Below are 22,817 nucleotides of genomic sequence, written 5' to 3' on the forward strand. Positions count from 1 at the left end.
GGCAACAAATGACTCAACGCTGTCCCGCTTCTGGTTTGCGCGATTTTTGCCAGTAAAAATGCTCGCGCAAACCTTCCGCCGACTCTTCCGCCACAGCACGCAATTCATCGCTGTCCGCTTCATGACGCAGCTGATGATCCACATTCTTTACCCACATAAATTCATGTCCTTTGTGCCCTGCCATGAGTTGTCCTGAGAACAGTGCACACGTTAATAAGACAACCGATAACGCCTTCGAAAACATCCCGCCACCTTTTTCTAACCTTTTGCCGCTATGATGCCAATCGTTTCTTGAGGTTATTATTCAGTTTTGCAAATTAGAGCAAAGAAATTCTGGAATCTTCCTTCCTGATTTTGCATTGCATTCTGCCGTTGCGGCGATTTAGTGCTATTTTCGAGCACATTACACACGGAGGTAAAAAAATCGACGCCGTCCAGCTCGCGGCTAATGCGCTAGGCAAGGAGTTATCGCTGGTGATGGTTTGATAACAGTTAATGAAAAGTTGTCATTTTTAACAACTGATATAGACTGCCGAATCACCTGCACATAATAACGATTCGATAATGAAAAAATACCAGCAGCTTGCAGAACAATTACGCGAGCAGATTGCGTCGGGTATCTGGCAACCCGGAGATCGTTTGCCTTCGTTGCGTGACCAGGTGGCACTTTCTGGCATGAGCTTTATGACCGTGAGCCATGCCTATCAGTTGCTCGAAAGTCAGGGATATATTATCGCACGACCGCAGTCGGGTTATTACGTTGCGCCACAGGCAATAAAAATGCCGAAAGCGCCAGTCATTCCAGTCACTCGAGATGAAGCAGTCGATATCAACACTTATATTTTTGATATGTTGCAGGCCAGTCGCGATCCGTCGGTCGTTCCGTTTGCCTCGGCCTTTCCCGACCCGCGACTTTTCCCCCTCCAACAACTAAACCGCTCGCTGGCGCAGGTAAGCAAAACCGCCACAGCGATGAGCGTGATTGAAAACTTACCGCCAGGAAACGCAGAACTGCGTCAGGCTATTGCTCGTCGCTATGCCTTACAGGGCATCACTATTTCTCCAGATGAAATTGTCATTACCGCCGGGGCGTTAGAGGCATTAAACCTCAGTTTGCAAGTGGTAACTGAACCGGGCGATTGGGTGATAGTAGAGAATCCTTGTTTCTACGGCGCTTTGCAGGCGCTGGAGCGGTTACGGCTGAAGGCGTTATCGGTGGCGACGGACGTTAAAGAAGGGATCGATCTTCAGGCGCTGGAACTGGCGTTGCAGGAGTATCCGGTGAAAGCGTGCTGGCTGATGACTAATAGCCAGAATCCACTCGGATTTACCTTAACACCGCAAAAAAAAGCACAACTGGTGGCGTTGCTCAATCAGTACAACGTAACGCTGATTGAAGATGACGTTTACAGCGAACTTTATTTTGGACGGGAAAAACCGCTGCCTGCGAAAGCGTGGGATCACCACGATGGTGTTTTGCATTGCTCTTCGTTTTCGAAATGTCTGGTGCCTGGTTTTCGTATTGGTTGGGTCGCCGCCGGAAAACATGCACGTAAAATTCAACGCTTGCAGTTGATGAGTACGCTTTCCACCAGCTCACCGATGCAGCTTGCACTGGTGGATTACCTTTCTACTCGCCGATACGATGCTCATCTTCGTCGTCTGCGTCGCCAGCTTGCGGAACGTAAACAACGCGCCTGGCAGGCTTTGCTGCGTTATCTGCCTGCGGAAGTCAAAATTCATCACAATGACAGCGGTTATTTTCTCTGGCTGGAGCTCCCCGAGCCGTTAGATGCAGGAGAATTAAGCCTGGTGGCACTGACGCATCATATCAGTATTGCGCCGGGTAAAATGTTTTCTACCGGTGAAAACTGGTCACGTTTTTTTCGTTTTAATACCGCGTGGCAGTGGGGAGAACGTGAAGAACAGGCGGTAAAACAATTAGGCAAACTTATTCAAGAACGGCTGTAATAGCGTTTAATTTAATTCCTCTCAGGATGGGTAATATGAATTTCGAATAGCAGTCATATTTCCTAACTCCTTGTCTATACTCCAGAAGATAACCTTACAGAGGGCATAATGCGCGGTAGCTCACAACCTGATTAAATTTTCTCAGGGGCGAAGGTGTGCCTGCAAGCCGCCGTCTATGGTTAAACAAGGAGATATTTTTACGGCACGGCGGCTGAACAATTAATTACGACAGGAGTAAGACCTTATGAGCAAGACATTTGCCCGCAGCAGCCTGTGTGCGCTCACCATGACAATAATGACCGCTCACGCCGCCGAACCGCCTACCAATTTAGATAAACCGGAAGGGCGACTGGATATTATCGCCTGGCCGGGATACATCGAACGCGGACAAACTGATAAACAATACGACTGGGTAACGCAATTCGAAAAAGAGACAGGCTGCGCGGTGAATGTGAAAACCGCCGCGACTTCCGATGAAATGGTCAGTCTGATGGCCAAAGGGGGTTACGATCTGGTTACGGCATCCGGCGATGCCTCGCTGCGCCTGATTATGGGCAAACGCGTGCAGCCGATTAATACCGCCTTGATTCCCAACTGGAAAGCGCTCGATCCGCGCGTGGTTAAAGGCGACTGGTTTAACGTTGGCGGCAAAGTTTACGGCACACCTTACCAATGGGGGCCGAACCTGCTGATGTACAACACTAAAACCTTCCCGACGCCGCCGGATAGCTGGCAAGTGGTTTTTGTTGAGCAGAATCTGCCGGACGGCAAGAGCAATAAAGGCCGCGTCCAGGCTTATGATGGCCCTATCTACATTGCGGACGCTGCGTTGTTCGTTAAAGCCACTCAGCCGCAGTTGGGCATCAGCGATCCGTATCAACTCACCGAAGAACAGTACCAGGCGGTGCTGAAAGTGCTGCGCGATCAACATAGTTTGATCCATCGCTACTGGCATGACACTACCGTGCAAATGAGCGATTTCAAAAACGAGGGTGTAGTTGCTTCCAGTGCCTGGCCCTATCAGGCCAACGCCTTGAAAGCCGAAGGCCAGCCTGTCGCTACCGTTTTCCCGAAAGAGGGCGTTACCGGTTGGGCTGACACCACCATGCTACATAGCGAAGCGAAACATCCGGTTTGCGCCTACAAATGGATGAACTGGTCATTAACCCCAAAAGTGCAGGGCGATGTGGCGGCCTGGTTTGGCTCGCTACCAGTAGTGCCGCAAGGGTGTAAAGCCAGTCCGTTATTAGGCGAGAAAGGTTGTGAAACAAACGGTTTTAACTATTTCGATAAAATCGCCTTCTGGAAAACGCCTATAGCAGAAGGGGGCAAGTTTGTTCCCTACAGTCGCTGGACGCAGGATTACATTGCCATTATGGGTGGTCGCTAACTTCGCTGGGGTGTTTTATGACGTACGCAGTGGAGTTTGACAACGTCTCACGGTTGTACGGTGACGTGCGCGCAGTAGATGGCGTCAGTATTGCGATAAAAGATGGTGAGTTCTTCTCTATGCTGGGGCCGTCCGGTTCCGGCAAAACCACCTGCCTGCGCCTGATTGCTGGATTCGAACAACTTTCCGGCGGGGCTATCTCTATCTTTGGTAAACCCGCCAGCAATCTGCCACCGTGGGAGCGGGACGTGAATACTGTCTTCCAGGACTACGCGCTATTTCCGCATATGTCGATTCTTGACAACGTCGCCTACGGGCTGATGGTCAAAGGCGTGGATAAAAAACAGCGGCATGCGATGGCGCAAGAGGCGCTGGAGAAAGTGGCGCTGGGTTTTGTTCAGCAACGTAAACCGTCACAACTTTCTGGTGGTCAGCGCCAGCGGGTTGCTATCGCCAGAGCATTGGTGAATGAACCGCGTGTGTTGTTGCTGGATGAACCGCTCGGCGCACTGGATCTCAAATTGCGTGAGCAGATGCAACTGGAACTGAAAAAGCTGCAACAGTCTCTCGGTATCACTTTTATCTTCGTTACCCACGATCAGGGCGAAGCGTTATCGATGTCCGATCGTGTGGCGGTTTTCAATAATGGACGCATTGAGCAGGTCGATTCCCCGCGTGATCTCTATATGCGCCCGCGCACGCCGTTTGTTGCCGGGTTCGTCGGGACATCGAATGTTTTTGATGCACTGATGGCAGACAAACTTTGTGGCATGACGGGAAGCTTCGCCCTGCGACCGGAACATATCCGCTTCAACATCCCCGGCGAAGTGCAGGCCAATGGCACGATCCAGGCGGTGCAGTATCAGGGCGCGGCGACCCGTTTTGAACTGAGACTGAACGGCGGTGAAAAACTGCTGGTGAGTCAGGCCAATATGACAAGCGAAGAACTGCCCGCCACGCTCACGCCCGGAAAACAGGTGATGGTTTCCTGGTCGCGTGATGTGATGGTACCGCTGGTTGAGGAGAGGTGAATGGCGATGAACGTATTGCAATCACCTTCACGTCCAGGTCTGGGTAAGGTGTCCGGTTTCTTCTGGCGTAATCCGGGGCTGGGGCTGTTTTTGCTGCTGCTTGGCCCGCTAATGTGGTTTGGCATTGTCTATTTCGGCTCGCTGCTAACGCTGTTATGGCAGGGCTTTTATACCTTTGACGATTTCACCATGTCGGTAACGCCGGAACTGACGCTGGCGAATATCCGTGCGCTGTTTAATCCGGCGAATTACGACATCATTCTCCGCACGCTGACTATGGCTGTGGCAGTCACTATCGCCAGCGCCATTCTGGCTTTTCCAATGGCGTGGTATATGGCGCGCTATACCAGCGGGAAAATGAAAGCGTTTTTTTATATTGCGGTAATGTTGCCGATGTGGGCGAGCTACATTGTTAAAGCCTATGCCTGGACGTTATTGCTGGCAAAAGATGGCGTGGCTCAGTGGTTTTTACAACATCTTGGGCTGGAACCACTGCTGACTGCGTTCCTCACGCTACCGGCGGTGGGAGGTAATACGCTGTCAACTTCCGGGCTGGGGCGCTTTCTGGTGTTTCTCTATATCTGGCTGCCGTTCATGATCCTGCCCGTGCAGGCGGCGCTTGAGCGTTTGCCGCCGTCATTGTTGCAGGCGTCAGCTGATCTCGGCGCACGTCCACGACAAACCTTTCGCTATGTGGTGCTGCCGCTGGCGATCCCAGGTATTGCCGCTGGCTCTATCTTTACCTTCTCACTCACACTGGGCGATTTTATCGTCCCGCAGCTGGTTGGCCCGCCAGGATATTTTATCGGCAATATGGTTTATTCCCAGCAGGGGGCGATTGGCAATATGCCGATGGCGGCGGCATTCACCCTGGTGCCGATTGTTCTCATCGCACTGTACCTGGCGTTCGTGAAACGTCTGGGAGCGTTCGATGCACTCTGAACGCGCACCGTTTTTCCTCAAACTGGCGGCCTGGGGCGGCGTGGTTTTCCTACATTTTCCCATCCTGATTATCGCCGCCTATGCGTTTAACACTGAAGATGCGGCGTTTAGTTTTCCACCGCAAGGCCTGACGCTGCGCTGGTTTAGCGTGGCAGCACAGCGTAGTGATATTCTTGATGCCGTGACACTGTCACTTAAAGTGGCAGCGCTGGCGACATTAATCGCGCTGGTGTTAGGGACGCTGGCCGCTGCCGCGCTGTGGCGACGAGACTTTTTCGGCAAAAACGCCATTTCGCTGTTACTGTTGCTGCCCATTGCGCTGCCGGGCATTGTCACTGGTCTGGCGCTATTAACCGCCTTTAAAACCATCAATCTGGAGCCGGGATTTTTCACCATCGTGGTCGGCCATGCGACTTTTTGCGTAGTGGTGGTGTTTAACAATGTCATCGCCCGTTTTCGCCGCACCTCGTGGAGTCTGGTTGAGGCGTCAATGGATCTTGGGGCCAATGGCTGGCAAACCTTCCGCTACGTAGTGTTGCCGAATCTCAGTTCGGCGCTACTGGCAGGAGGAATGCTGGCGTTTGCTTTGTCGTTCGATGAAATCATCGTTACGACTTTTACGGCAGGTCATGAACGAACGTTACCGTTGTGGTTACTCAATCAGCTTGGGCGACCACGTGATGTACCGGTAACCAACGTCGTGGCACTGCTGGTTATGTTGGTAACAACCTTGCCGATCCTGGGAGCCTGGTGGCTAACCCGCGAAGGCGACAATGGTCAATAACCACTGATACAGGAATATGCTATGCAACATAAGTTACTGATTAACGGAGAACTGGTTAGCGGCGAAGGGGAAAAACAGCCTGTCTATAATCCGGCAACGGGGGACGTTTTACTGGAGATTGCCGAGGCATCCGCAGAGCAGGTCGATGCTGCTGTGCGCGCGGCAGATGCAGCATTTGCCGAATGGGGGCAAACCACGCCGAAAGTGCGTGCGGAATGTCTGCTGAAACTGGCTGATGTTATCGAAGAAAATGGTCAGGTTTTTGCCGAACTGGAGTCCCGTAATTGTGGCAAACCACTGCATAGTGCGTTCAATGATGAAATCCCGGCGATTGTCGATGTCTTTCGCTTTTTCGCGGGTGCGGCGCGCTGTCTGAATGGTCTGGCGGCAGGTGAATATCTTGAAGGTCATACTTCGATGATCCGTCGCGATCCGTTGGGGGTCGTGGCTTCTATCGCACCGTGGAATTATCCGCTGATGATGGCCGCGTGGAAACTGGCTCCGGCGCTGGCGGCAGGGAACTGCGTAGTGCTTAAACCATCAGAAATTACCCCGCTGACCGCGTTGAAGTTGGCAGAGCTGGCGAAAGATATCTTCCCGGCAGGCGTGATTAACGTACTGTTTGGCAGAGGCAAAACGGTGGGCGATCCGCTGACCGGACATCCTAAAGTGCGGATGGTGTCGCTGACGGGCTCTATCGCCACCGGCGAGCACATCATCAGCCATACCGCGCCGTCGATTAAGCGTACTCATATGGAACTTGGTGGCAAAGCGCCAGTGATTGTTTTTGATGATGCGGATATTGAAGCAGTGGTCGAAGGTGTACGTACTTTTGGCTATTACAATGCCGGACAGGATTGTACAGCGGCTTGTCGGATCTACGCGCAAAAAGGCATTTACGATACGCTGGTGGAAAAACTCGGTGCTGCGGTGGCAACGTTAAAATCGGGTGCACCGGCTGACGAGTCTACGGAGCTTGGACCTTTAAGCTCGCTGGCGCATCTCGAACGCGTCAGCAAGGCGGTAGAAGAGGCGAAAGCGACAGGGCACATCAAAGTGATCACCGGTGGTGAAAAGCGCAAGGGTAATGGCTATTACTATGCGCCGACGCTACTGGCTGGCGCATTACAGGATGATGCCATCGTGCAAAAAGAGGTATTTGGTCCGGTAGTGAGTGTTACGCTCTTCGACAACGAAGAACAGGTGGTGAACTGGGCGAATGACAGTCAGTACGGACTTGCATCCTCGGTATGGACGAAAGATGTGGGCAGGGCGCATCGCGTCAGCGCGCGGCTGCAATATGGTTGTACCTGGGTCAATACCCATTTCATGCTGGTAAGTGAAATGCCGCACGGTGGGCAGAAACTTTCTGGTTACGGCAAGGATATGTCACTTTATGGGCTGGAGGATTACACCGTCGTCCGCCACGTCATGGTTAAACATTAAGGATAATATTGCAGATCGTAAGAGTATGAGATGATCTTGCGTACTGTCAGAGCACTGATTTCTCTGACAGTACGTGCTGCGTGCAAAATCACTACATCAAATAAACCAGCCAAATCTCATAGAGATAAGAGTAAACAAACCAACAGCAGCAAAGACATTTATCAGTACTACAGTTCTACTGGAAACATTCATTTTTGCCACCTTTTATCATTGCCCCTATGTGTATAGTACGGGTTAAGAAAATCCGCAATAATACTCATTCTGAAGATGGATAAGGACAAGTTGCTGTTTGATGATTTTTTCTCAAACTGGTGAAAAAACTTGATGCACGTCAAAAAATGACGCATATTTGCGCGCGTTTTATTCATCTGGCTGGACGCCCGTACATGTCTCTCTATCAACACATGCTTGTTTTTTATGCGGTTATGGCAGCAATCGCATTTCTTATCACCTGGTTTCTTTCTCACGATAAGAAACGCATCCGTTTCTTAAGCGCCTTTCTGGTGGGGGCAACATGGCCGATGAGTTTCCCGGTGGCGCTGTTATTTTCACTGTTTTAAATCTTACTCACTGGCTTGACGGCACCACGCAGACTTATATCATTTGGATGAATCGATAAATTTCACAAGTGGCTAAGGAGAAAGTATGTCGCATCTGGATGAAGTCATCGCGCGCGTGGATGCCGCGATTGAAGAGAGCGTCATTGCCCATATGAACGAATTATTAATCGCCCTGAGCGATGACGCGGAGTTAAGTCGGGAAGATCGCTACACCCAGCAGCAGCGTTTGCGCACCGCTATTGCTCATCACGGTCGCAAGCATAAAGAAGATATGGAAGCGCGTCATGAACAGTTAACCAAAGGCGGCACCATCCTGTGATTAAAATGAGCGTCTGGCTACCAACCAGGCGCCAACCACAAGTAAAATTGCGCCACAAATTGGGCCGAACAACGCCCGTAGTGGTACGCCATGACTGCGGAAGATATCCAGAACCAGACCGCCAATCAGCTGGCTGGCGACCAGTACTGCAATAGTTGTCGCCGCTCCCACATTCTGATATCCGCTGATACTGGCGAAGACAAAAAACGATCCCAGCAAGCCAGGTATAAGTGTCCACCAGCGCACGCTGGACACCAGTTCGCCAAACCCCGCCATACCTTGTTTAAACCATAAAATAGAAACAAAGAGCACAATCCCCACCAGTGAGTTCAGCAACATGGCGATGAGAATGGTAGAGGAGGTCTGGGTGATGCGCACCATCAGCGTGTTCTGGACTACCAGACCAATTCCGGCGGCAATCAAAAAGGCAAGGGTGAGCGACTGATTCATCCAATCGCGTCCGGTTCAGTGCGTTCGTCGAGTTGCAACTGCATAAATGTCAGATCCAGCCAGCGCCCAAATTTAGTGCCCACCTGCGGCATTTGCGCGGTGACGACAAATCCCAGCGACTGGTGCAGATGCAAAGACGCCTGATTTTGCGATTCGATCCCGGCGACCATGACATGCTTCCCGCAATCCCGCGCTTCATCAATCAATCGGCTTAACAATTTACGCCCCAGACCTTTGCCCTGATGATCGGGATGGACATAAACCGAATGTTCCACGGTATGGCGAAAACCATCGAAATTACGCCAGTCGCCAAACGAGGCATATCCTGTAACTACGCCATCTTGTTCACTCACCAGCACCGGATAACCAGCTAAAGTCCGCGCTTCAAACCAGGCAATGCGATTATCTGCATCCACCGTTTGGTCATTCCAGATAGCCGCCGTATACAACACGGCGTGGTTATAAATTTCCGCAATGGCAGCACAGTCGGCTTTGCGGGCAAAACGGATGGACATGTCTGGCCTCGATAAAATAATGATGATGATGTTATCAATACTACCGAAAACAGCCCGAAGCAACGGATTCCTCGATGAAATTATTGCGTGTTGCAGAGGGGATGTGACGGCTGCAAACAAAACCAATCCCGTGAGCCTGCTACTATTGATGGATTCATGCTAAAAGCACAGGAGAGCATTATGGGGCAACAAAAGCAGCGTAACCGCCGTTGGGTTCTGGCCTCGCGTCCGCATGGCGCACCGGTTCCGGAGAATTTCCGTCTTGAAGAAGATGATGTCGCCACACCGGGTGAAGGACAGGTGTTACTGCGCACAGTTTATTTGTCCCTGGACCCGTATATGCGTGGACGTATGAGCGATGAGCCATCTTATTCACCGCCGGTTGATATTGGCGGCGTGATGGTCGGCGGCACGGTGAGCCGTGTCGTGGAGTCGAATCATCCTGATTATCAGCCTGGCGACTGGGTGCTGGGCTACAGTGGATGGCAGGACTATGACATATCCAGTGGTGATGAACTGGTGAAACTTGGCGATCATCCGCAAAATCCATCGTGGTCGCTGGGTGTGCTGGGGATGCCAGGCTTTACTGCTTATATGGGCCTACTGGATATCGGTCAGCCTAAAGAGGGCGAAACGCTGGTGGTTGCGGCGGCGACAGGACCAGTAGGGGCGACGGTGGGGCAAATCGGCAAACTTAAAGGTTGCAGAGTGGTGGGGGTAGCCGGTGGCGCGGAAAAATGCCGCCATGCTACCGAGGTGTTAGGCTTCGATGTTTGCCTTGATCACCACGCGGACGATTTTGCCGAACAACTGGCGAAAGCGTGCCCAAAAGGTATTGATATCTATTATGAAAACGTGGGCGGTAAGGTATTTGATGCAGTGCTACCATTACTTAATACATCTGCGCGCATTCCCGTTTGTGGCTTAGTGAGCAGCTATAACGCTACAGAGCTACCACCCGGTCCGGATCGTTTACCCCTGTTGATGGCAACGGTGCTGAAAAAACGCATTCGCTTGCAAGGGTTTATTATTAGTCAGGATTATGGTCACCGCATCCATGAGTTTCAGCAAGAGATGGGGCAGTGGGTAAAAGAGGGAAAAATTCACTATCGTGAACAAGTTACCAACGGTTTGGAGAACGCCCCACAGACGTTTATTGGCCTGCTGAACGGCAAAAACTTCGGTAAAGTTGTTATTCGCGTCGCGGATGATGATTAAAGATACGACGGCGGCATAAAGCCGCCATAAAACTCCAGGCAAAAATCTTTTTTCCAGCTTTAATTAACTTACCACTTCTCTGTTCTGTAGCTAATAACAATAAAGGTAAGTGGATAATGATTATTCAGCTTCATACGCCAGGTAAACGACTTCTACTGTGCTGGCAGAGTTGGAACGAAAACACCTGAAGGAAATAACATGCCTGGAACGGAAAAAATACCGCATATCAGTTTAACTATGAAGGTTGAGAACGACCTGAAACATCAGCTTAGTATTGGCGCATTAAAACCTGGCGCACGCCTGATTACTAAAAATCTGGCGGAGCAATTAGGTATGAGTATTACACCTGTGCGTGAAGCATTATTACGTCTGGTTTCGGTGAATGCGCTTTCTGTCGCACCAGCGCAAGCATTTACAGTTCCGGAAGTGGGGAAACGTCAATTAGACGAAATCAATCGGATCCGCTACGAGCTGGAATTAATGGCAGTTACTCTGGCTGTTGAAAACCTCACCCCGCAAGACCTGGCGGAACTCGAGGAATTGCTCGAGAAATTACAGCAGGCGCAAGAAAAGGGCGACATGGAACAAATCATTAATGCGAACAGGTTATTTCGCTTAGCGATTTATCATCGTTCAAATATGCCCATCCTGTGTGAGATGATTGAGCAACTGTGGGTCAGGATGGGACCTGGTTTACATTATCTTTATGAAGCGATTAACCCAGCGGAATTACGTGAGCGTATAGAAAGCTATCATGAACTACTCGCCGCGTTAAAAGTAAAAGACAAAGAGGGATGCAGACATTGTCTTGCTGAAATTATGCAAAAAAACGTTGCTATGTTATACCAGCAATATAATCGTTAAAGTAAGTGCCCGGCAAATACCGGGCATCAAGGTAATCACTCAAATCGCCACGCAACATTCACGCCGATACCATAATTTCGTCCGGGCGCAGGTTCGTAATATCGCCCGTTTGACTCATTGACAATGACAGAACCAACGTATTCTTTATCGAATAAATTATCGACACGACCAAATAAATCCACGGTTAAATTGTGGTAATTGTATTTATACCCGGTGAATAAGCCGACGAGTGTATAAGAAGGCGCTTTGGCCGTATTTTCATCATCTGCCATAATATCGCCCATATAACGCGCTTCCGTGCCTGCATACCAACCATCTTCCGGTATATAACCTATCGACGCAAAGCCCATATTACGGGCGATCCCTGGCATCCGGTTACCGTTACAATCCTGTTCATTGCAAACATTGCTGCGATAGGTCGCATCAAGCCAGGTCCAGGACGCTTTTACGCGAAAATCTCCCGCGAAACGTTGATCCCATGCCAGTTCAGCGCCTTGACGACGGGTCTTTCCGGCATTTTTGTAAGTCGTACGCCCACCGCTACTGCTATCGACAACAATTTCATCATCGGTGTCGGTCTGGAACAATGCGAGACTAAGCAGCCCATCACCAATACGCGTTTTACTGCCGATCTCAATTGTATCGTTGGTGGAGGGTTTTAACCCAAAGTTCATACCGCTTTGTCCATCAGCACGATAAGACAGCTCATTAATCGTCGGCGTTTCAAAACCTCGCCCGGCTGCCAGATAGATATTCCAGGCATCGGTCATTGCATATTTTAACGAACCGGCAGGTAGCCATTTGTGATAACTGGCATCACCGCTGTCATCGCCGTTACCCGGAGTAACGTAATGGTCGTTGGAATCAAACCACACGGAGCTGTAGCGCACGCCAGCATCCAGCGACAGTTTTTCGCTCAGCTGCCACTGCGTCTGTAAATAGGGATCGACGTTCCACATCAGATTGCGTTCGTCGCGGCGCAACTCACCTTTTTGCCCGTATTCCGGCACGCCGCTATTCAGGCGGAAGTTATTGTAGCCCTTGCGGTTTTCACTCATGTTTTCGTAGTTCAGGCCGGTAGTGAACGTGAGCGGAACGCCCAGTTCACCACGGTGTGTCCAGCGGCTGTCTATCCCCTGGTAATGGCGTTGCAGAGTAATCACGCCGCCCGCATGTGACGGGTTAAGTTGTGGTGCCATGGGTATTGACTGGTACTGGGTCGTTTCTCGCTCTCCGGCATACATCATCACACTCATCTCATCCCGCGAACTCAGGCTACGCTCATAGCGCAACCCAGCCTGAGTTTGCTTGATGGTTTTTCGCGTGTCGTACTGTTCTGCACGAGGCGCTTGTTGTGGATTCGCCTTCCATTCTGCTTTGGTTAGCCCACCTGGGTCATCTGCTTTGATATCCACACTATTGAAAATCAGGCTTAATTTGCTGGCTTCATCAATGCGAACGCCCAGTTTGGCATTGGCTAAATTTTTCTGTGCGCCACTATGGTCACGATAGCCGTGGGTCGTAAAACGCGTGGTTGAGACGGTGTAATCGACATCGCCAGGCTGTGTGCCGTCGCCCGTTGCGCCTGTTGCTTTCAGCCCATAGCGCCAGCTGCCAAAACTGCCGTAGTAACTACTGGCTTCAATGGTTGGTGGCTGTTGTCCGGTCTGGGTGATGACATTCATTACACCGCCAGACGCGTTGCCATACAGAGCAGAGAAGGGGCCACGCAGCACTTCCACATTTTGCACACTGCTTAAATCGATGTTGGATGTTTGCCCTTGCCCGTCGGTCATGGTGGCGGGAATACCGTCCACATACAGGCGAATACCGCGAATTCCGTAAGTGGAGCGGGAGCCAAATCCGCGAATCGACAGCTGTAAATCTTGCGCATAGTTCTGCCGGTTTTGTACCTGCAAACCAGGCACGCCAGTCAGTGATTCAGACAAGTTAATGCGCGGTGTTGCCAGGCGCATCTCCTCGCCATCCACCACGCTTACTGCTGCTGGCGTATCCAGTTCTGAAACCACCTGCGGCGCGGCACTGACAATCATGGTCTGTTCATCAGCGGCAAAAACAACGGGGGAAAGGACAAGCAGTGCGGGCAAAACGGTCTGTCGGACGGAAAAAATCTTCATGAAAAAAGCCAGGTTAAGAATGGGAAAACGCCGCTATGGTAATAAAATTGTAAATTTATGGAAAACGAAACGGCACGATACGTTAAGTAATTGAGAAAATTGTAGTCGTAACGGCAAGAAATGCTCCACATTTGAGAAAATAATGATTACCATTCCCATTTATAACAAGGGCGTAACGATGATTACGCTTAGCGAAGCATTGTGAAGCAGCAAAAATATCGGTTCATCAAAGGGAGTCGTCATGCATTTACGTCATCTGTTTTCATCGCGCCTGCGTGGTTCATTACTGTTAGGTTCATTGCTTGTTGCTTCATCATTCAGTACGCAGGCCGCAGAAGAAATGCTGCGTAAAGCGGTAGGTAAAGGTGCCTACGAAATGGCTTATAGCCAGCAAGAAAACGCGCTGTGGCTCGCCACTTCGCAAAGCCGCAAACTGGATAAAGGCGGCGTGGTTTATCGTCTTGATCCGGTTACTCTGGAAGTGACGCAGGCGATCCATAACGATCTCAAGCCGTTTGGTGCCACCATCAATAACACGACTCAGACGTTGTGGTTTGGTAACACTGTAAACAGCGCGGTCACGGCGATAGATGCCAAAACGGGCGAAGTGAAAGGACGTCTGGTGCTTGATGAGCGTAAACGTACCGAAGAAGTGCGCCCGCTGCAACCGCGTGAGCTGGTAGCTGATGATGCCACGAACACCGTTTACATCAGTGGTATTGGTAAAGAGAGCGTGATTTGGGTCGTTGATGGCGAGAATATCAAACTGAAAACCGCCATCCAGAACACCGGTAAAATGAGTACCGGTTTAGCGCTGGATAGCAAAGGCAAACGTTTTTACACCACTAACGCTGACGGCGAATTGATTACCATCGACACCGCCGACAATAAAATCCTCAGCCGTAAAAAGCTGCTGGATGACGGCAAAGAGCACTTCTTTATCAACATCAGCCTTGATACCACCAATCAGCGTGCATTTATCACCGATTCTAAAGCGGCAGAAGTGTTAGTGGTTGATACCCGTAATGGCAATATTCTTGCGAAGGTTGCGGCACCGGAATCACTGGCTGTGCTGTTTAACCCAGCGCGTAATGAAGCCTACGTGACGCATCGTCAGGCAGGTAAAGTCAGTGTGATTGACGCGAAAAGCTATAAAGTGGTGAAAACGTTCGATACGCCGACTCATCCGAACAGCCTGGCGCTGTCTGCAGATGGCAAAACGCTGTATGTCAGTGTGAAACAAAAATCCACTAAACAGCAGGAAGCTACCCAGCCGGACGATGTGATTCGTATTGCGCTGTAATAGATATGGCGAGGGTGAAAACGGAGAGACTTGCCTGACTTTTATCACGCCGTATCCGGCACCTTCTTCAGTAATTTGAATTTGCCCGGCACGCAGCCGGGCAATTTTGCAATTAACTCGCCGTTTCAGGTTTAAACACAATTTCCTGTTTTTCTTCATCTTCCTCGACGACTGGCGCAGTGCTGTGAATTTCAGCAACGCGTTTGCGCACACCAAACCAGCCTATAACCAGCAGAATACCGATAATCGGCAGCGCCGCGATAGTATAAGTCCCGTTCGGGTAATCGAACGCCATCAGCACCAGGACACTCAGTAAAAACAGTAATGTCAGCCAGGAAGTGAAGGGCGCGCCAGGCAGTTTAAAACTGACATCCGCTGCTTTGCCTTCTTTAATCGCTTTACGCAGGCGCATCTGGCACACGATGATAAACGCCCATGAAGCGATGATTCCCAGCGACGCGAAGTTCAACACAATCTCAAATACGCGCGACGGCACCAGATAGTTGAGGAATACGCCGACGACATACACAACCAGTGTCGCCAGAATCCCGGCATACGGCACATGCTGACGACTCATTTTCGCCATAAAACTCGGTGCGGAACCGCCCATCGCCATCGAGCGCAGAATACGTCCGGTGCAGTACAGACCTGAGTTCAGGCTGGAGAGGGCAGCGGTCAGCACCACAATGTTCATAATGCTGCCGATATATGGCACACCCAGTTTAGAGAAAAACGTCACGAACGGACTTTGCCCCGCCTGATACGCGCTCCACGGCAATAACATAACCAGCAACACCACGGAGCCGACGTAAAACAGACCAATACGCCAAATCACACTGTTAATCGCTTTAGGCACCATGGTCTGCGGATCTTTACATTCTCCGGCCGCTGTACCCACCATTTCAATGGAGGCAAAAGCAAACACTACGCCCTGAATCAACACCAGCGCAGGCAGCAAACCGTGGGGGAAAAAGCCGCCGTTATCGGTAATTAAATGAAAGCCAGTGGCGTTGCCATCCAGCGGCTGACCACTACCGAGGAACACTGTACCCACGACCAAAAAGGTTACAATGGCGAGCACTTTAATAAGCGCAAACCAGAACTCCATCTCCGCAAACCATTTCACACCGATCATATTCATGGTGCCAACGATGGTCAGTGCAGCGAGCGCAAAGACCCACTGCGGCACGCCGCCAAACGCGCCCCAGTAATGCATATACAGAGCGACGGCGGTAATATCAACAATCCCCGTCATCGCCCAGTTGATGAAGTACATCCAGCCTGCAACGTAAGCGGCTTTCTCTCCTAAAAACTCACGGGCATAAGAGACAAAACTGCCACTGGAAGGGCGGTGTAACACCAGCTCACCCAATGCACGCAGAATAAAAAACGAAAACAGGCCGCAGATCAAATAGACCAGTGCCAGTGCTGGCCCCGCCATTTGCAGTCGGGCTCCTGCACCTAAAAACAAGCCGGTGCCAATCGCGCCGCCAATGGCGATCATCTGTACCTGGCGATTGCCCATCGCTTTGTGATACCCCTCTTCGTGGGCATTAAGCCAGCGGCGTTTCGCGGCGTGCTGATCTGAAGTGTCGGTGTCGTGTTTACTCATTGCTCTCCCTGATTGCTTTAATGAAAAAGTCATATAAGTTGCCATGAACAATGTTTATTCATCCTGGCGATGATAGTTATCACCATTATTCTTTATGGGTATAAAACTATCGGCGCAGCATCCTACCCGTTATCGATAAACGATGCAAAACATCCCCTTACAATCCTGAAGGGGAATAATACAACTGACGAAAAAATGACAAATCCTTTTGCTGGTTAACCTGTGTACTGTCCTACACTTAATCTTTAAAAGATTGTGAGGGGCATATGATTAAGGTGTATGGCGTACCCGGCTGGGGCTCTACAATCAGTGAGCTGATGCTAACACTGGCTGATATTCCTTATCAGTTCGTTGATGTCAGTGGTTTTGACCGCGAGGGAACTTCACGCGAGTTATTGAAAACCCTGAACCCGTTGTGTCAGATTCCGACACTGGCGCTGGAAAATGACGAGATTATGACGGAGACAGCGGCGATTGCATTGATGGTTCTCGATCGTCGCCCGGACCTTGCGCCACCGCTTGGGCGCGCCGAACGTCAGCAGTTTCAACAGTTATTGGTCTGGCTGGTTGCTAATGTCTATCCAACGTTCACTTTCGCCGATTACCCTGAGCGTTGGGCATCTGACGCACCTGAACAGTTAAAGAAGAATGTAATTGAATATCGCAAATCACTTTATATCTGGCTGAATTCACAATTGACCGCTGAACCTTATGCCTTTGGTGAGCAACTAACGCTGGTGGACTGTTATCTCTGCACCATGCGCACATGGGGACCGGGACACGAATGGTTTCAGGATAATGCCCCGAACATCAATGCGATTGCTGATGCTGTATGTCAGATACCAAAGCTAAAAGGGATACTAAAGAGGAATGGAATCATTTAATTATTTTTCCCATCGATTTCGCCCACTTTCTTTCGCCCGGTATAACGCAGCGTCGGCATCTGAAATAATTTGTTCAGCCGTTTTTGCGGGAGCAGAACAGGTAATCCCCTGACTAACCGTAACGAATGCATTAACAGCAGATGCCTGATGCGGGATAGCTGCCAGTTTAAGTTCTTGCTTCACTCTGGCTGCTACCGTCTCTGCTTCCGGCAATGTTGCATTAAAAAGTATGATGACAAACTCTTCGCCACCATAACGGACAACAACATCCTCCGACTGGCGAGTTGAACGCTGTAGAGCGTCGGCAACTTGTATTAGACAACGATCCCCAGCAGGATGCCCGTAAGTGTCGTTGTAACGTTTAAAAAAATCGACATCCAGCATAATAAGAGCAAATGACCCGCCGTTATCTATCGCGTCGTGTAAGATACTGTTCATTGCACGTCGGTTTGCTATCCCAGTTAAAGGATCACGATGTGCTAATGCATCAAGGCGATTAATTAACTGGTTGTTATAACTGTTTTGTACCCATGCTTCTTCAAACCAACGTAACAAAATGAGTCGCCCACCATATAGCGCCAGTGAAAAAATACACCATACAACAGCAAAATGAATATTGATCTGTTGATTAAGCATAAGACTCGCTATTGGAGTGGTGAACCATAAGGGAATGACAAATGCGAGCAATGATGGGGTATGGAAATAAAGTGCGATAACGCCACTAAGCATTAATAATACACATAGTGGATAAGCAAACTGCAGCGTCCAGTACGCAATAAAGTGATAACTACACCATGACCATAGCAGGCTCAGGGCAACTAATAGCACCTGGATAGGTAATGTTTTTTGCCGAGGGATGAGTAGTAAACCACTGCAAATCAGCAGAATACCCGTTGCAGATATATCAATAGAATGTATAAGGCTTTTTTCATTTAACCAGGGTGGAGTAAGGTCATTAAACAGAACACGGCGCAGCAAAATTATCAATGCAAAACTGACATTGATAAAAGCAAACCATGGCAAACTAATCGTCATGCCGCGAATAACCATATCGCGGCGGGTTTTCCATGAGTGATGCGTTTTTCTTCGTTCAGCCCTTTTTTAACCAAAAAAGGGCAGGATACCTGCCCGGTATGCAGTAAATTTATGGTGTCACTATATTGAACCAAAATTCAAAATTATCCATATAACCTAACAGCTCGTTGAGTTTTTCCGCATTGCCAGTAATTTTGACATCTTCTTTGGCCGTGGCTTCTTTCAGCGTCTCTTCTTTCAGTACAATTTTGTTCAATACATCACGAGACAGAGTGATAGTGGCATCAGCATCCGAAGCCTCTACACCAGCGGTATGATTGAGAACACCATTTTCAAGCTCCACTTTATAGGTGCCGCCATCTTCACCAAAATCGAAATTCAACACGGTTTTGGCATCTGCCGCTTTCTCACCATTAATATGGACGGCAAGATAATCAAAGAACATCTCCGGCGTCATCGCACGCACGGTGTCTGGGCTGGCAGTATTTGGTGTTGGTAATTTTTGTACGCCATTACGCAATTCCTGTGCGCCAGTGAGATAGAAATTACGCCACGGCCCAGATTCAGCCTGATAGCCTAACTGCTCAAGCGCATCAGCTTCCAGATTTCTCGCTGCCTGGTTGTTTGGATCGGCAAACACCACCTTACTAACAACTTGGGCAACCCAGCGGAAATTACCCTGGTCATAATCCTGTTTGGCTTTCTGTAAAATGGCATCAGCACCGCCCATATACTCGACGAATTTTTTTGCGCCTTCTTCTGGCGGCAGTTCATCAAGCGTCGCGGGGTTACCATCAAACCAGCCGAGATAAAGCACGTAAGTTGCTTTCACGTCATGACTTACCGAACCGTAATAGCCGCGATTCGCCCAGGTATTAGCCAGTGAAGAGGGCAGTTTAAAGTTTGCGGCAATTTCATCACGGGTCATCCCTTGATTTGCCATACGCAGAGTTTGATCATTGATGTAACGATACAAATCACGCTGGCTTTTAAGCAGTTTGACCACGTTATCGTTGCCCCAGGTTGGCCAGTGATGTTGAGCGAGAATAATCTCGGCTTTATCTCCCCATAAATTGAGAGCTTCGTTAATATATTTTGACCACGGCAGCGGTTGGCGAATTTTAGCCCCACGCAGCGAATAGGTGTTATGAAGGGTGTGCGTGACATCTTCAGCGGTTTCGATCAGTTTCTTTTCTTCAATAAACCACAGCATTTCAGAAGGCGCTTCAGAGCCTGGCGCCATCAAGAAATCATAGGTCAACCCGTCAATAGTTTCTTTTTGTCCGGTTTTAGTGATGTAGTTAGTAGGAGCAATCAACGTGACCGTTCCTGCTGAAGTGGTTGTTCCCAGTCCCGCGCCAACCTGGCCTTTAACATCAGGTTTCAATAAGTTGCCATACATATAACTGGCTCGTCGGCTCATCACATTGCCAGCCATAATATTTTCGGAAACGGCTTCCTCCAAAAATCCGGCTGGCGCGTAGATTTTAACTTTGCCTGATTTAACGTCAGCTTCATCAATTACGCCGCGAACACCACCGTAGTGATCGACATGACTGTGTGTGTAGATAACCGCTACTACCGGTTTTTTGTCGCGATTTTTGTAATAGAGATCCATACCCACTTTGGCTGTTTCTGCTGAAACAAGGGGATCAACGATGGTAATACCCTCTTTACCTTCAATGATGGTCATATTTGATAGATCGAGATTGCGAATCTGATAGACACCTTCAGTTACTTCGAATAACCCGCTGATATTTATCAGTTGCGCCTGACGCCATAAACTTGGATTCACCGTATCAGGGGCTTTATCACCTTCTTTAATAAAAGCGTATTGTTGTGGATCCCAGATAACATTTCCTTTTTCGCCCTTAATCACGTCTTGAGGGATAGGGGCAACAAAACCTTTATGGGCATCAGTAAAGTCAGTGTTATCAGAAAACGGCAACTGGTTGTAGAGTAAATTGTTTGCTTGTTGCGTGGCTGCGGTGGCGTCTTTAGGGGCTTCCGCCGCGAGGAGTGGCAAAGAACTGGTGGTGAACAATCCCGTTATTAGCAGACTTTTAACAATATGATTAAGCTGCATCTTAAGCGTCTCCAGAATGGACTTTTATTGGGGGTAATTACGGATGAAAATTTTTGTGAGGGCAAGAATAACTATAATGGGCGTTAATAAATTGGCAAGCCGGGAACTTGATGTTTTCTTAATGGCATGTTGGCGAAGAATATATTCTGCAAGTTGACGTTTTTGTTGGCGCTTTATTTAAAAGGGTGTAGTACAAACCTGTACAAATTCAAGTAGGCATTATTGCCGTAAAAAAGCATCACCGGACACATAACATTCACAACGTGTGTTAATTTTACTGACATCTTTCAAAAGGAGCACAATCATGCCGCACATAGACATTAAATGTTTTCCACGTGAACTGGACGAACAACAAAAAGCAGCACTTGCTGCAGATATTACCGACGTTATTATTCGCCATCTGAACAGTAAAGACAGTTCGATAAGCATTGCTCTACAGCAGATTCAACCAGAATCATGGCAAGCTATCTGGGACGCCGAAATTGCGCCCCAAATGGAGACGCTGATAAAGAAACCTGGTTACAGCATGTAATGCTTAACCTGCCGTAACACGCTTCCCGCTGGTAACAAACGTGCCAGCACCTAAATGATGTAGTGTATTGAGCTTATCATCATCAAACTGCCAGCGGCCTTCGACAAATACCCGTGCGTCTGCCGCTGCTGATACCACTTCGCCAAACAGCGTGTCGTATTTTTCTTGCGCAGAAGTCGCAGGTAGCAGGCGACACTCCATCCACGCCAGACATTTTTCCTCGACCAGCGGCAAACCAAGCACCGGACCTTTCACAACCGGAATACCATAGCAGTTAAACTTATCTTCATCACGCCCCGACACACTTCCCACCGCCCACGTCCAGTCAGTCGCCGCAACGCCTGGGATAACGATGCCAAATTTACCGTTACGTTCAATCAACTCCCTGGTCCATGTCGATTTATCTACCACAATCGCCACGCGTGGCGGTTCAAACTCTACGGGCATAGACCAGGCTGCTGCCATAATGTTACGCCGCTGGGATTGCTCATCGAAACTGGTGATCATGACAGTTGGGCCATGATTTAACAGACGGCTGGCATGGTGTAATTCGACGGGAATGAATTGGCTCACGATATCGCCTCGCTATGAAGGGTGTTTTAAAAGCGTAGCTCGTAACGCAATAAGTAACGAAATTAACGGGATTGGCGATTTGCGAACGTGATGCATGTCCGCGATCGCACAAAATAGCCAGTGCGGCGTCTATTCCAGGTTATAAGTTGAGAAAACCACTAAGGGAAACGCCTGATGACGCCCATTCTGAATCACTATTTTGCCCGTATTAACTGGTTGGGAGCTGCTGCGGCCAATATTGATACGCTGCGTGCATTGCACCTGAAACACAATTGCACCATTCCGTTTGAAAATCTCGACGTTTTGCTGCCGAGGGAAATACAGCTTGATGATCAATCGCTGGAAGAGAAACTGGTGATAGCCCGTCGTGGCGGTTACTGTTTTGAGCAGAATGGCGTGTTTGAGCGTGTGTTACGCGAGCTGGGGTTTAACGTTCGCAGCTTGTTAGGGCGCGTAGTGTTATCAAATCCGCCAGCATTACCGCCGCGCACCCATCGTTTGCTGTTGGTGGAACTGGAAGGGGAAAAATGGATTGCTGATGTCGGTTTCGGTGGGCAGACGCTAACCGCGCCGATTCGTTTAATGCCGGATATCATGCAAACCACGCCACACGGAGAGTATCGGTTGTTGCAAGAGGGTGATGATTGGGTGTTGCAGTTTAATCATCATCAGCACTGGCAGTCGATGTACCGTTTTGATCTCTGCGAGCAGCAACAAAGCGATTATGTGATGGGCAATTTCTGGTCGGCGCATTGGCCGCAGTCGCATTTTCGCCATCATTTGCTGATGTGTCGCCATTTGCCGGACGGTGGCAAGCTAACACTGACCAATTTTCATTTTACCCATTATGAAAATGGGCACGCGGTGGAGCAGCGAAATCTACCAGATGTGGCGTCGTTATATGCCGTGATGCAGGAACAGTTTGGTCTGGGCGTAGATGATGCGAAACATGGCTTTACTGTGGATGAGTTAGCGCTGGTGATGGCGGCGTTTGATACGCACCCGGAGGCGGGGAAATAGTTTATGTCAGGGGGCCGGATGCGGCGTAAACGCCTTATCAGGCCTTGTATTATCCCTCCTGTGCAGAGAAAATCGGCCAGTTTTCTCTGCCTGCAGTCCGCATGCCGTATCGGGCCTTAGGTTTTCAACCTGTTGCGTAGATTC

Annotated in this window: 23 protein-coding genes and 1 pseudogene; 15 read left to right on the forward strand and 9 right to left on the reverse strand. The window is 49.5% G+C overall.

Going from position 1 to position 22,817, the window contains the following annotated elements; genetic code table 11:
• Positions 1 to 13 precede the first annotated feature (13 nt).
• A complete protein-coding gene (locus ACJHYW_RS23230; RefSeq protein ID WP_000491567.1) occupies positions 14 to 244 on the reverse strand; it encodes a DUF2554 family protein in 231 nt (76 codons plus the stop codon).
• Positions 245 to 408: 164 nt separating this feature from the next.
• On the opposite strand from ACJHYW_RS23230, the pseudogene ACJHYW_RS23235 reads away from it, so the two are divergent.
• The 7 genes and pseudogenes from ACJHYW_RS23235 to patD form a co-directional block, all read left to right on the forward strand.
• Positions 409 to 486, forward strand: a pseudogene (locus ACJHYW_RS23235) (type II toxin-antitoxin system HicB family antitoxin); the annotation flags it as partial.
• Positions 487 to 564: 78 nt separating this feature from the next.
• On the forward strand, positions 565 to 1,971 hold the full coding sequence (locus tag ACJHYW_RS23240) for a PLP-dependent aminotransferase family protein (RefSeq protein WP_000760633.1): 1,407 nt from the start codon (positions 565 to 567) through the stop codon (positions 1,969 to 1,971).
• A 244-nt stretch (positions 1,972 to 2,215) separates the two neighbouring features.
• A complete protein-coding gene (gene ydcS / locus ACJHYW_RS23245; RefSeq protein ID WP_000047448.1) occupies positions 2,216 to 3,361 on the forward strand; it encodes a putative ABC transporter substrate-binding protein YdcS in 1,146 nt (381 codons plus the stop codon).
• 17 nt (positions 3,362 to 3,378) lie between these two features.
• Positions 3,379 to 4,392: an ABC transporter ATP-binding protein gene (locus tag ACJHYW_RS23250; protein WP_000220389.1), complete on the forward strand. Its 1,014-nt coding sequence runs from the start codon at positions 3,379 to 3,381 to the stop codon at positions 4,390 to 4,392.
• The gene (locus ACJHYW_RS23255) at positions 4,393 to 5,334 is read left to right on the forward strand and encodes an ABC transporter permease (protein WP_001251315.1); all 942 of its coding nucleotides are present in this window, start codon (positions 4,393 to 4,395) and stop codon (positions 5,332 to 5,334) included. It begins immediately after the preceding gene.
• A complete protein-coding gene (locus tag ACJHYW_RS23260; protein WP_000555458.1) occupies positions 5,324 to 6,118 on the forward strand; it encodes an ABC transporter permease in 795 nt (264 codons plus the stop codon). Before ACJHYW_RS23255 ends, ACJHYW_RS23260 begins: the two co-directional genes overlap by 11 nt.
• Before the next feature lie 21 nt (positions 6,119 to 6,139).
• Positions 6,140 to 7,564, forward strand: a complete 1,425-nt coding sequence (patD, locus tag ACJHYW_RS23265) for an aminobutyraldehyde dehydrogenase (protein WP_001163880.1) — start codon at positions 6,140 to 6,142, stop codon at positions 7,562 to 7,564.
• A gap of 96 nt (positions 7,565 to 7,660) precedes the next feature.
• Here patD and yncL read toward each other — a convergent pair whose 3' ends face one another.
• Positions 7,661 to 7,756 (reverse strand): stress response membrane protein YncL, encoded by a 96-nt coding sequence (gene yncL / locus ACJHYW_RS23270; protein ID WP_001303494.1) that lies wholly within the window; start codon positions 7,754 to 7,756, stop codon positions 7,661 to 7,663.
• A gap of 194 nt (positions 7,757 to 7,950) precedes the next feature.
• Between yncL and ortT the strand changes: the two genes are divergently transcribed.
• Entirely contained in the window at positions 7,951 to 8,124 is a 174-nt protein-coding gene (gene ortT / locus ACJHYW_RS23275) for an orphan toxin OrtT (RefSeq protein ID WP_000061178.1), read from the forward strand.
• Positions 8,125 to 8,209: 85 nt separating this feature from the next.
• Positions 8,210 to 8,443 carry a DUF2526 family protein YdcY gene (gene ydcY, locus ACJHYW_RS23280; RefSeq protein WP_000018633.1) on the forward strand — a complete coding sequence of 78 codons (234 nt, stop codon included), beginning with the start codon at positions 8,210 to 8,212 and terminating at the stop codon, positions 8,441 to 8,443.
• On the opposite strand, the gene ACJHYW_RS23285 is transcribed toward ydcY, so the two are convergent.
• Both ACJHYW_RS23285 and ACJHYW_RS23290 read right to left on the reverse strand, forming a co-directional pair.
• Complete coding sequence (locus ACJHYW_RS23285) at positions 8,444 to 8,893, reverse strand: DMT family transporter (RefSeq protein ID WP_001076539.1); 450 nt, start codon at positions 8,891 to 8,893, stop codon at positions 8,444 to 8,446.
• Positions 8,890 to 9,408 carry a GNAT family N-acetyltransferase gene (locus tag ACJHYW_RS23290; protein WP_001361936.1) on the reverse strand — a complete coding sequence of 173 codons (519 nt, stop codon included), beginning with the start codon at positions 9,406 to 9,408 and terminating at the stop codon, positions 8,890 to 8,892. The genes ACJHYW_RS23285 and ACJHYW_RS23290 overlap by 4 nt, the downstream gene beginning before the upstream one ends.
• Before the next feature lie 180 nt (positions 9,409 to 9,588).
• Between ACJHYW_RS23290 and curA the strand changes: the two genes are divergently transcribed.
• Complete coding sequence (gene curA, locus ACJHYW_RS23295; protein ID WP_001361935.1) at positions 9,589 to 10,626, forward strand: NADPH-dependent curcumin/dihydrocurcumin reductase; 1,038 nt, start codon at positions 9,589 to 9,591, stop codon at positions 10,624 to 10,626.
• A gap of 198 nt (positions 10,627 to 10,824) precedes the next feature.
• Positions 10,825 to 11,490: a colanic acid/biofilm transcriptional regulator McbR gene (gene mcbR / locus ACJHYW_RS23300; protein ID WP_001119572.1), complete on the forward strand. Its 666-nt coding sequence runs from the start codon at positions 10,825 to 10,827 to the stop codon at positions 11,488 to 11,490.
• Between the two features lie 35 nt (positions 11,491 to 11,525).
• Here the strand turns inward: mcbR and pqqU are convergent, their stop codons facing one another.
• Complete coding sequence (gene pqqU / locus ACJHYW_RS23305; protein WP_410233382.1) at positions 11,526 to 13,628, reverse strand: TonB-dependent receptor PqqU; 2,103 nt, start codon at positions 13,626 to 13,628, stop codon at positions 11,526 to 11,528.
• A 241-nt stretch (positions 13,629 to 13,869) separates the two neighbouring features.
• On the opposite strand from pqqU, the gene ACJHYW_RS23310 reads away from it, so the two are divergent.
• Positions 13,870 to 14,931, forward strand: a complete 1,062-nt coding sequence (locus ACJHYW_RS23310) for a PQQ-binding-like beta-propeller repeat protein (RefSeq protein ID WP_410233383.1) — start codon at positions 13,870 to 13,872, stop codon at positions 14,929 to 14,931.
• A gap of 112 nt (positions 14,932 to 15,043) precedes the next feature.
• Here the strand turns inward: ACJHYW_RS23310 and ansP are convergent, their stop codons facing one another.
• On the reverse strand, positions 15,044 to 16,543 hold the full coding sequence (gene ansP / locus ACJHYW_RS23315) for an L-asparagine permease (RefSeq protein ID WP_001361934.1): 1,500 nt from the start codon (positions 16,541 to 16,543) through the stop codon (positions 15,044 to 15,046).
• A gap of 266 nt (positions 16,544 to 16,809) precedes the next feature.
• On the opposite strand from ansP, the gene ACJHYW_RS23320 reads away from it, so the two are divergent.
• Positions 16,810 to 17,427, forward strand: coding sequence for a glutathione S-transferase family protein (locus ACJHYW_RS23320; RefSeq protein ID WP_000598886.1), 618 nt, complete (start codon positions 16,810 to 16,812; stop codon positions 17,425 to 17,427).
• Here the strand turns inward: ACJHYW_RS23320 and ACJHYW_RS23325 are convergent, their stop codons facing one another.
• Together ACJHYW_RS23325 and ACJHYW_RS23330 are read right to left on the reverse strand one after the other, a co-directional pair.
• A complete protein-coding gene (locus ACJHYW_RS23325; RefSeq protein ID WP_000236738.1) occupies positions 17,428 to 18,477 on the reverse strand; it encodes a diguanylate cyclase in 1,050 nt (349 codons plus the stop codon).
• Between the two features lie 94 nt (positions 18,478 to 18,571).
• Positions 18,572 to 20,548, reverse strand: coding sequence for an alkyl/aryl-sulfatase (locus tag ACJHYW_RS23330; RefSeq protein ID WP_001176574.1), 1,977 nt, complete (start codon positions 20,546 to 20,548; stop codon positions 18,572 to 18,574).
• Positions 20,549 to 20,852: 304 nt separating this feature from the next.
• On the opposite strand from ACJHYW_RS23330, the gene pptA reads away from it, so the two are divergent.
• Positions 20,853 to 21,080 carry a tautomerase PptA gene (gene pptA, locus ACJHYW_RS23335; protein ID WP_001120144.1) on the forward strand — a complete coding sequence of 76 codons (228 nt, stop codon included), beginning with the start codon at positions 20,853 to 20,855 and terminating at the stop codon, positions 21,078 to 21,080.
• Between the two features lie 3 nt (positions 21,081 to 21,083).
• Here the strand turns inward: pptA and ACJHYW_RS23340 are convergent, their stop codons facing one another.
• On the reverse strand, positions 21,084 to 21,653 hold the full coding sequence (locus ACJHYW_RS23340) for a flavin reductase family protein (protein ID WP_061093054.1): 570 nt from the start codon (positions 21,651 to 21,653) through the stop codon (positions 21,084 to 21,086).
• Between the two features lie 174 nt (positions 21,654 to 21,827).
• Between ACJHYW_RS23340 and nhoA the strand changes: the two genes are divergently transcribed.
• Positions 21,828 to 22,673, forward strand: a complete 846-nt coding sequence (nhoA, locus tag ACJHYW_RS23345) for an N-hydroxyarylamine O-acetyltransferase (protein WP_000187881.1) — start codon at positions 21,828 to 21,830, stop codon at positions 22,671 to 22,673.
• Positions 22,674 to 22,817: the final 144 nt, after the last annotated feature.

Origin of the sequence: Escherichia sp. WS3063, assembly GCF_046486595.1 — a bacterium.
Lineage (GTDB): Bacteria > Pseudomonadota > Gammaproteobacteria > Enterobacterales > Enterobacteriaceae > Escherichia > Escherichia coli.

Coding starts and splice junctions, on each gene's coding strand:
- ACJHYW_RS23250 (WP_000220389.1), top strand. CDS start 3,379: ATGACGTACGCAGTGGAGTTTGACAACGTCTCACGGTTGTACGGTGAC.
- nhoA (WP_000187881.1), top strand. CDS start 21,828: ATGACGCCCATTCTGAATCACTATTTTGCCCGTATTAACTGGTTGGGA.
- ydcY (WP_000018633.1), top strand. CDS start 8,210: ATGTCGCATCTGGATGAAGTCATCGCGCGCGTGGATGCCGCGATTGAA.
- curA (WP_001361935.1), top strand. CDS start 9,589: ATGGGGCAACAAAAGCAGCGTAACCGCCGTTGGGTTCTGGCCTCGCGT.
- ACJHYW_RS23240 (WP_000760633.1), top strand. CDS start 565: ATGAAAAAATACCAGCAGCTTGCAGAACAATTACGCGAGCAGATTGCG.
- pptA (WP_001120144.1), top strand. CDS start 20,853: ATGCCGCACATAGACATTAAATGTTTTCCACGTGAACTGGACGAACAA.
- ortT (WP_000061178.1), top strand. CDS start 7,951: ATGTCTCTCTATCAACACATGCTTGTTTTTTATGCGGTTATGGCAGCA.
- ACJHYW_RS23310 (WP_410233383.1), top strand. CDS start 13,870: ATGCATTTACGTCATCTGTTTTCATCGCGCCTGCGTGGTTCATTACTG.
- ACJHYW_RS23330 (WP_001176574.1), bottom strand. CDS start 20,548: ATGCAGCTTAATCATATTGTTAAAAGTCTGCTAATAACGGGATTGTTC.
- ACJHYW_RS23255 (WP_001251315.1), top strand. CDS start 4,393: ATGGCGATGAACGTATTGCAATCACCTTCACGTCCAGGTCTGGGTAAG.
- yncL (WP_001303494.1), bottom strand. CDS start 7,756: ATGAATGTTTCCAGTAGAACTGTAGTACTGATAAATGTCTTTGCTGCT.
- ACJHYW_RS23260 (WP_000555458.1), top strand. CDS start 5,324: ATGCACTCTGAACGCGCACCGTTTTTCCTCAAACTGGCGGCCTGGGGC.
- mcbR (WP_001119572.1), top strand. CDS start 10,825: ATGCCTGGAACGGAAAAAATACCGCATATCAGTTTAACTATGAAGGTT.
- ACJHYW_RS23325 (WP_000236738.1), bottom strand. CDS start 18,477: ATGGTTATTCGCGGCATGACGATTAGTTTGCCATGGTTTGCTTTTATC.
- patD (WP_001163880.1), top strand. CDS start 6,140: ATGCAACATAAGTTACTGATTAACGGAGAACTGGTTAGCGGCGAAGGG.
- ansP (WP_001361934.1), bottom strand. CDS start 16,543: ATGAGTAAACACGACACCGACACTTCAGATCAGCACGCCGCGAAACGC.
- ydcS (WP_000047448.1), top strand. CDS start 2,216: ATGAGCAAGACATTTGCCCGCAGCAGCCTGTGTGCGCTCACCATGACA.
- pqqU (WP_410233382.1), bottom strand. CDS start 13,628: ATGAAGATTTTTTCCGTCCGACAGACCGTTTTGCCCGCACTGCTTGTC.
- ACJHYW_RS23230 (WP_000491567.1), bottom strand. CDS start 244: ATGTTTTCGAAGGCGTTATCGGTTGTCTTATTAACGTGTGCACTGTTC.
- ACJHYW_RS23285 (WP_001076539.1), bottom strand. CDS start 8,893: ATGAATCAGTCGCTCACCCTTGCCTTTTTGATTGCCGCCGGAATTGGT.
- ACJHYW_RS23320 (WP_000598886.1), top strand. CDS start 16,810: ATGATTAAGGTGTATGGCGTACCCGGCTGGGGCTCTACAATCAGTGAG.
- ACJHYW_RS23290 (WP_001361936.1), bottom strand. CDS start 9,408: ATGTCCATCCGTTTTGCCCGCAAAGCCGACTGTGCTGCCATTGCGGAA.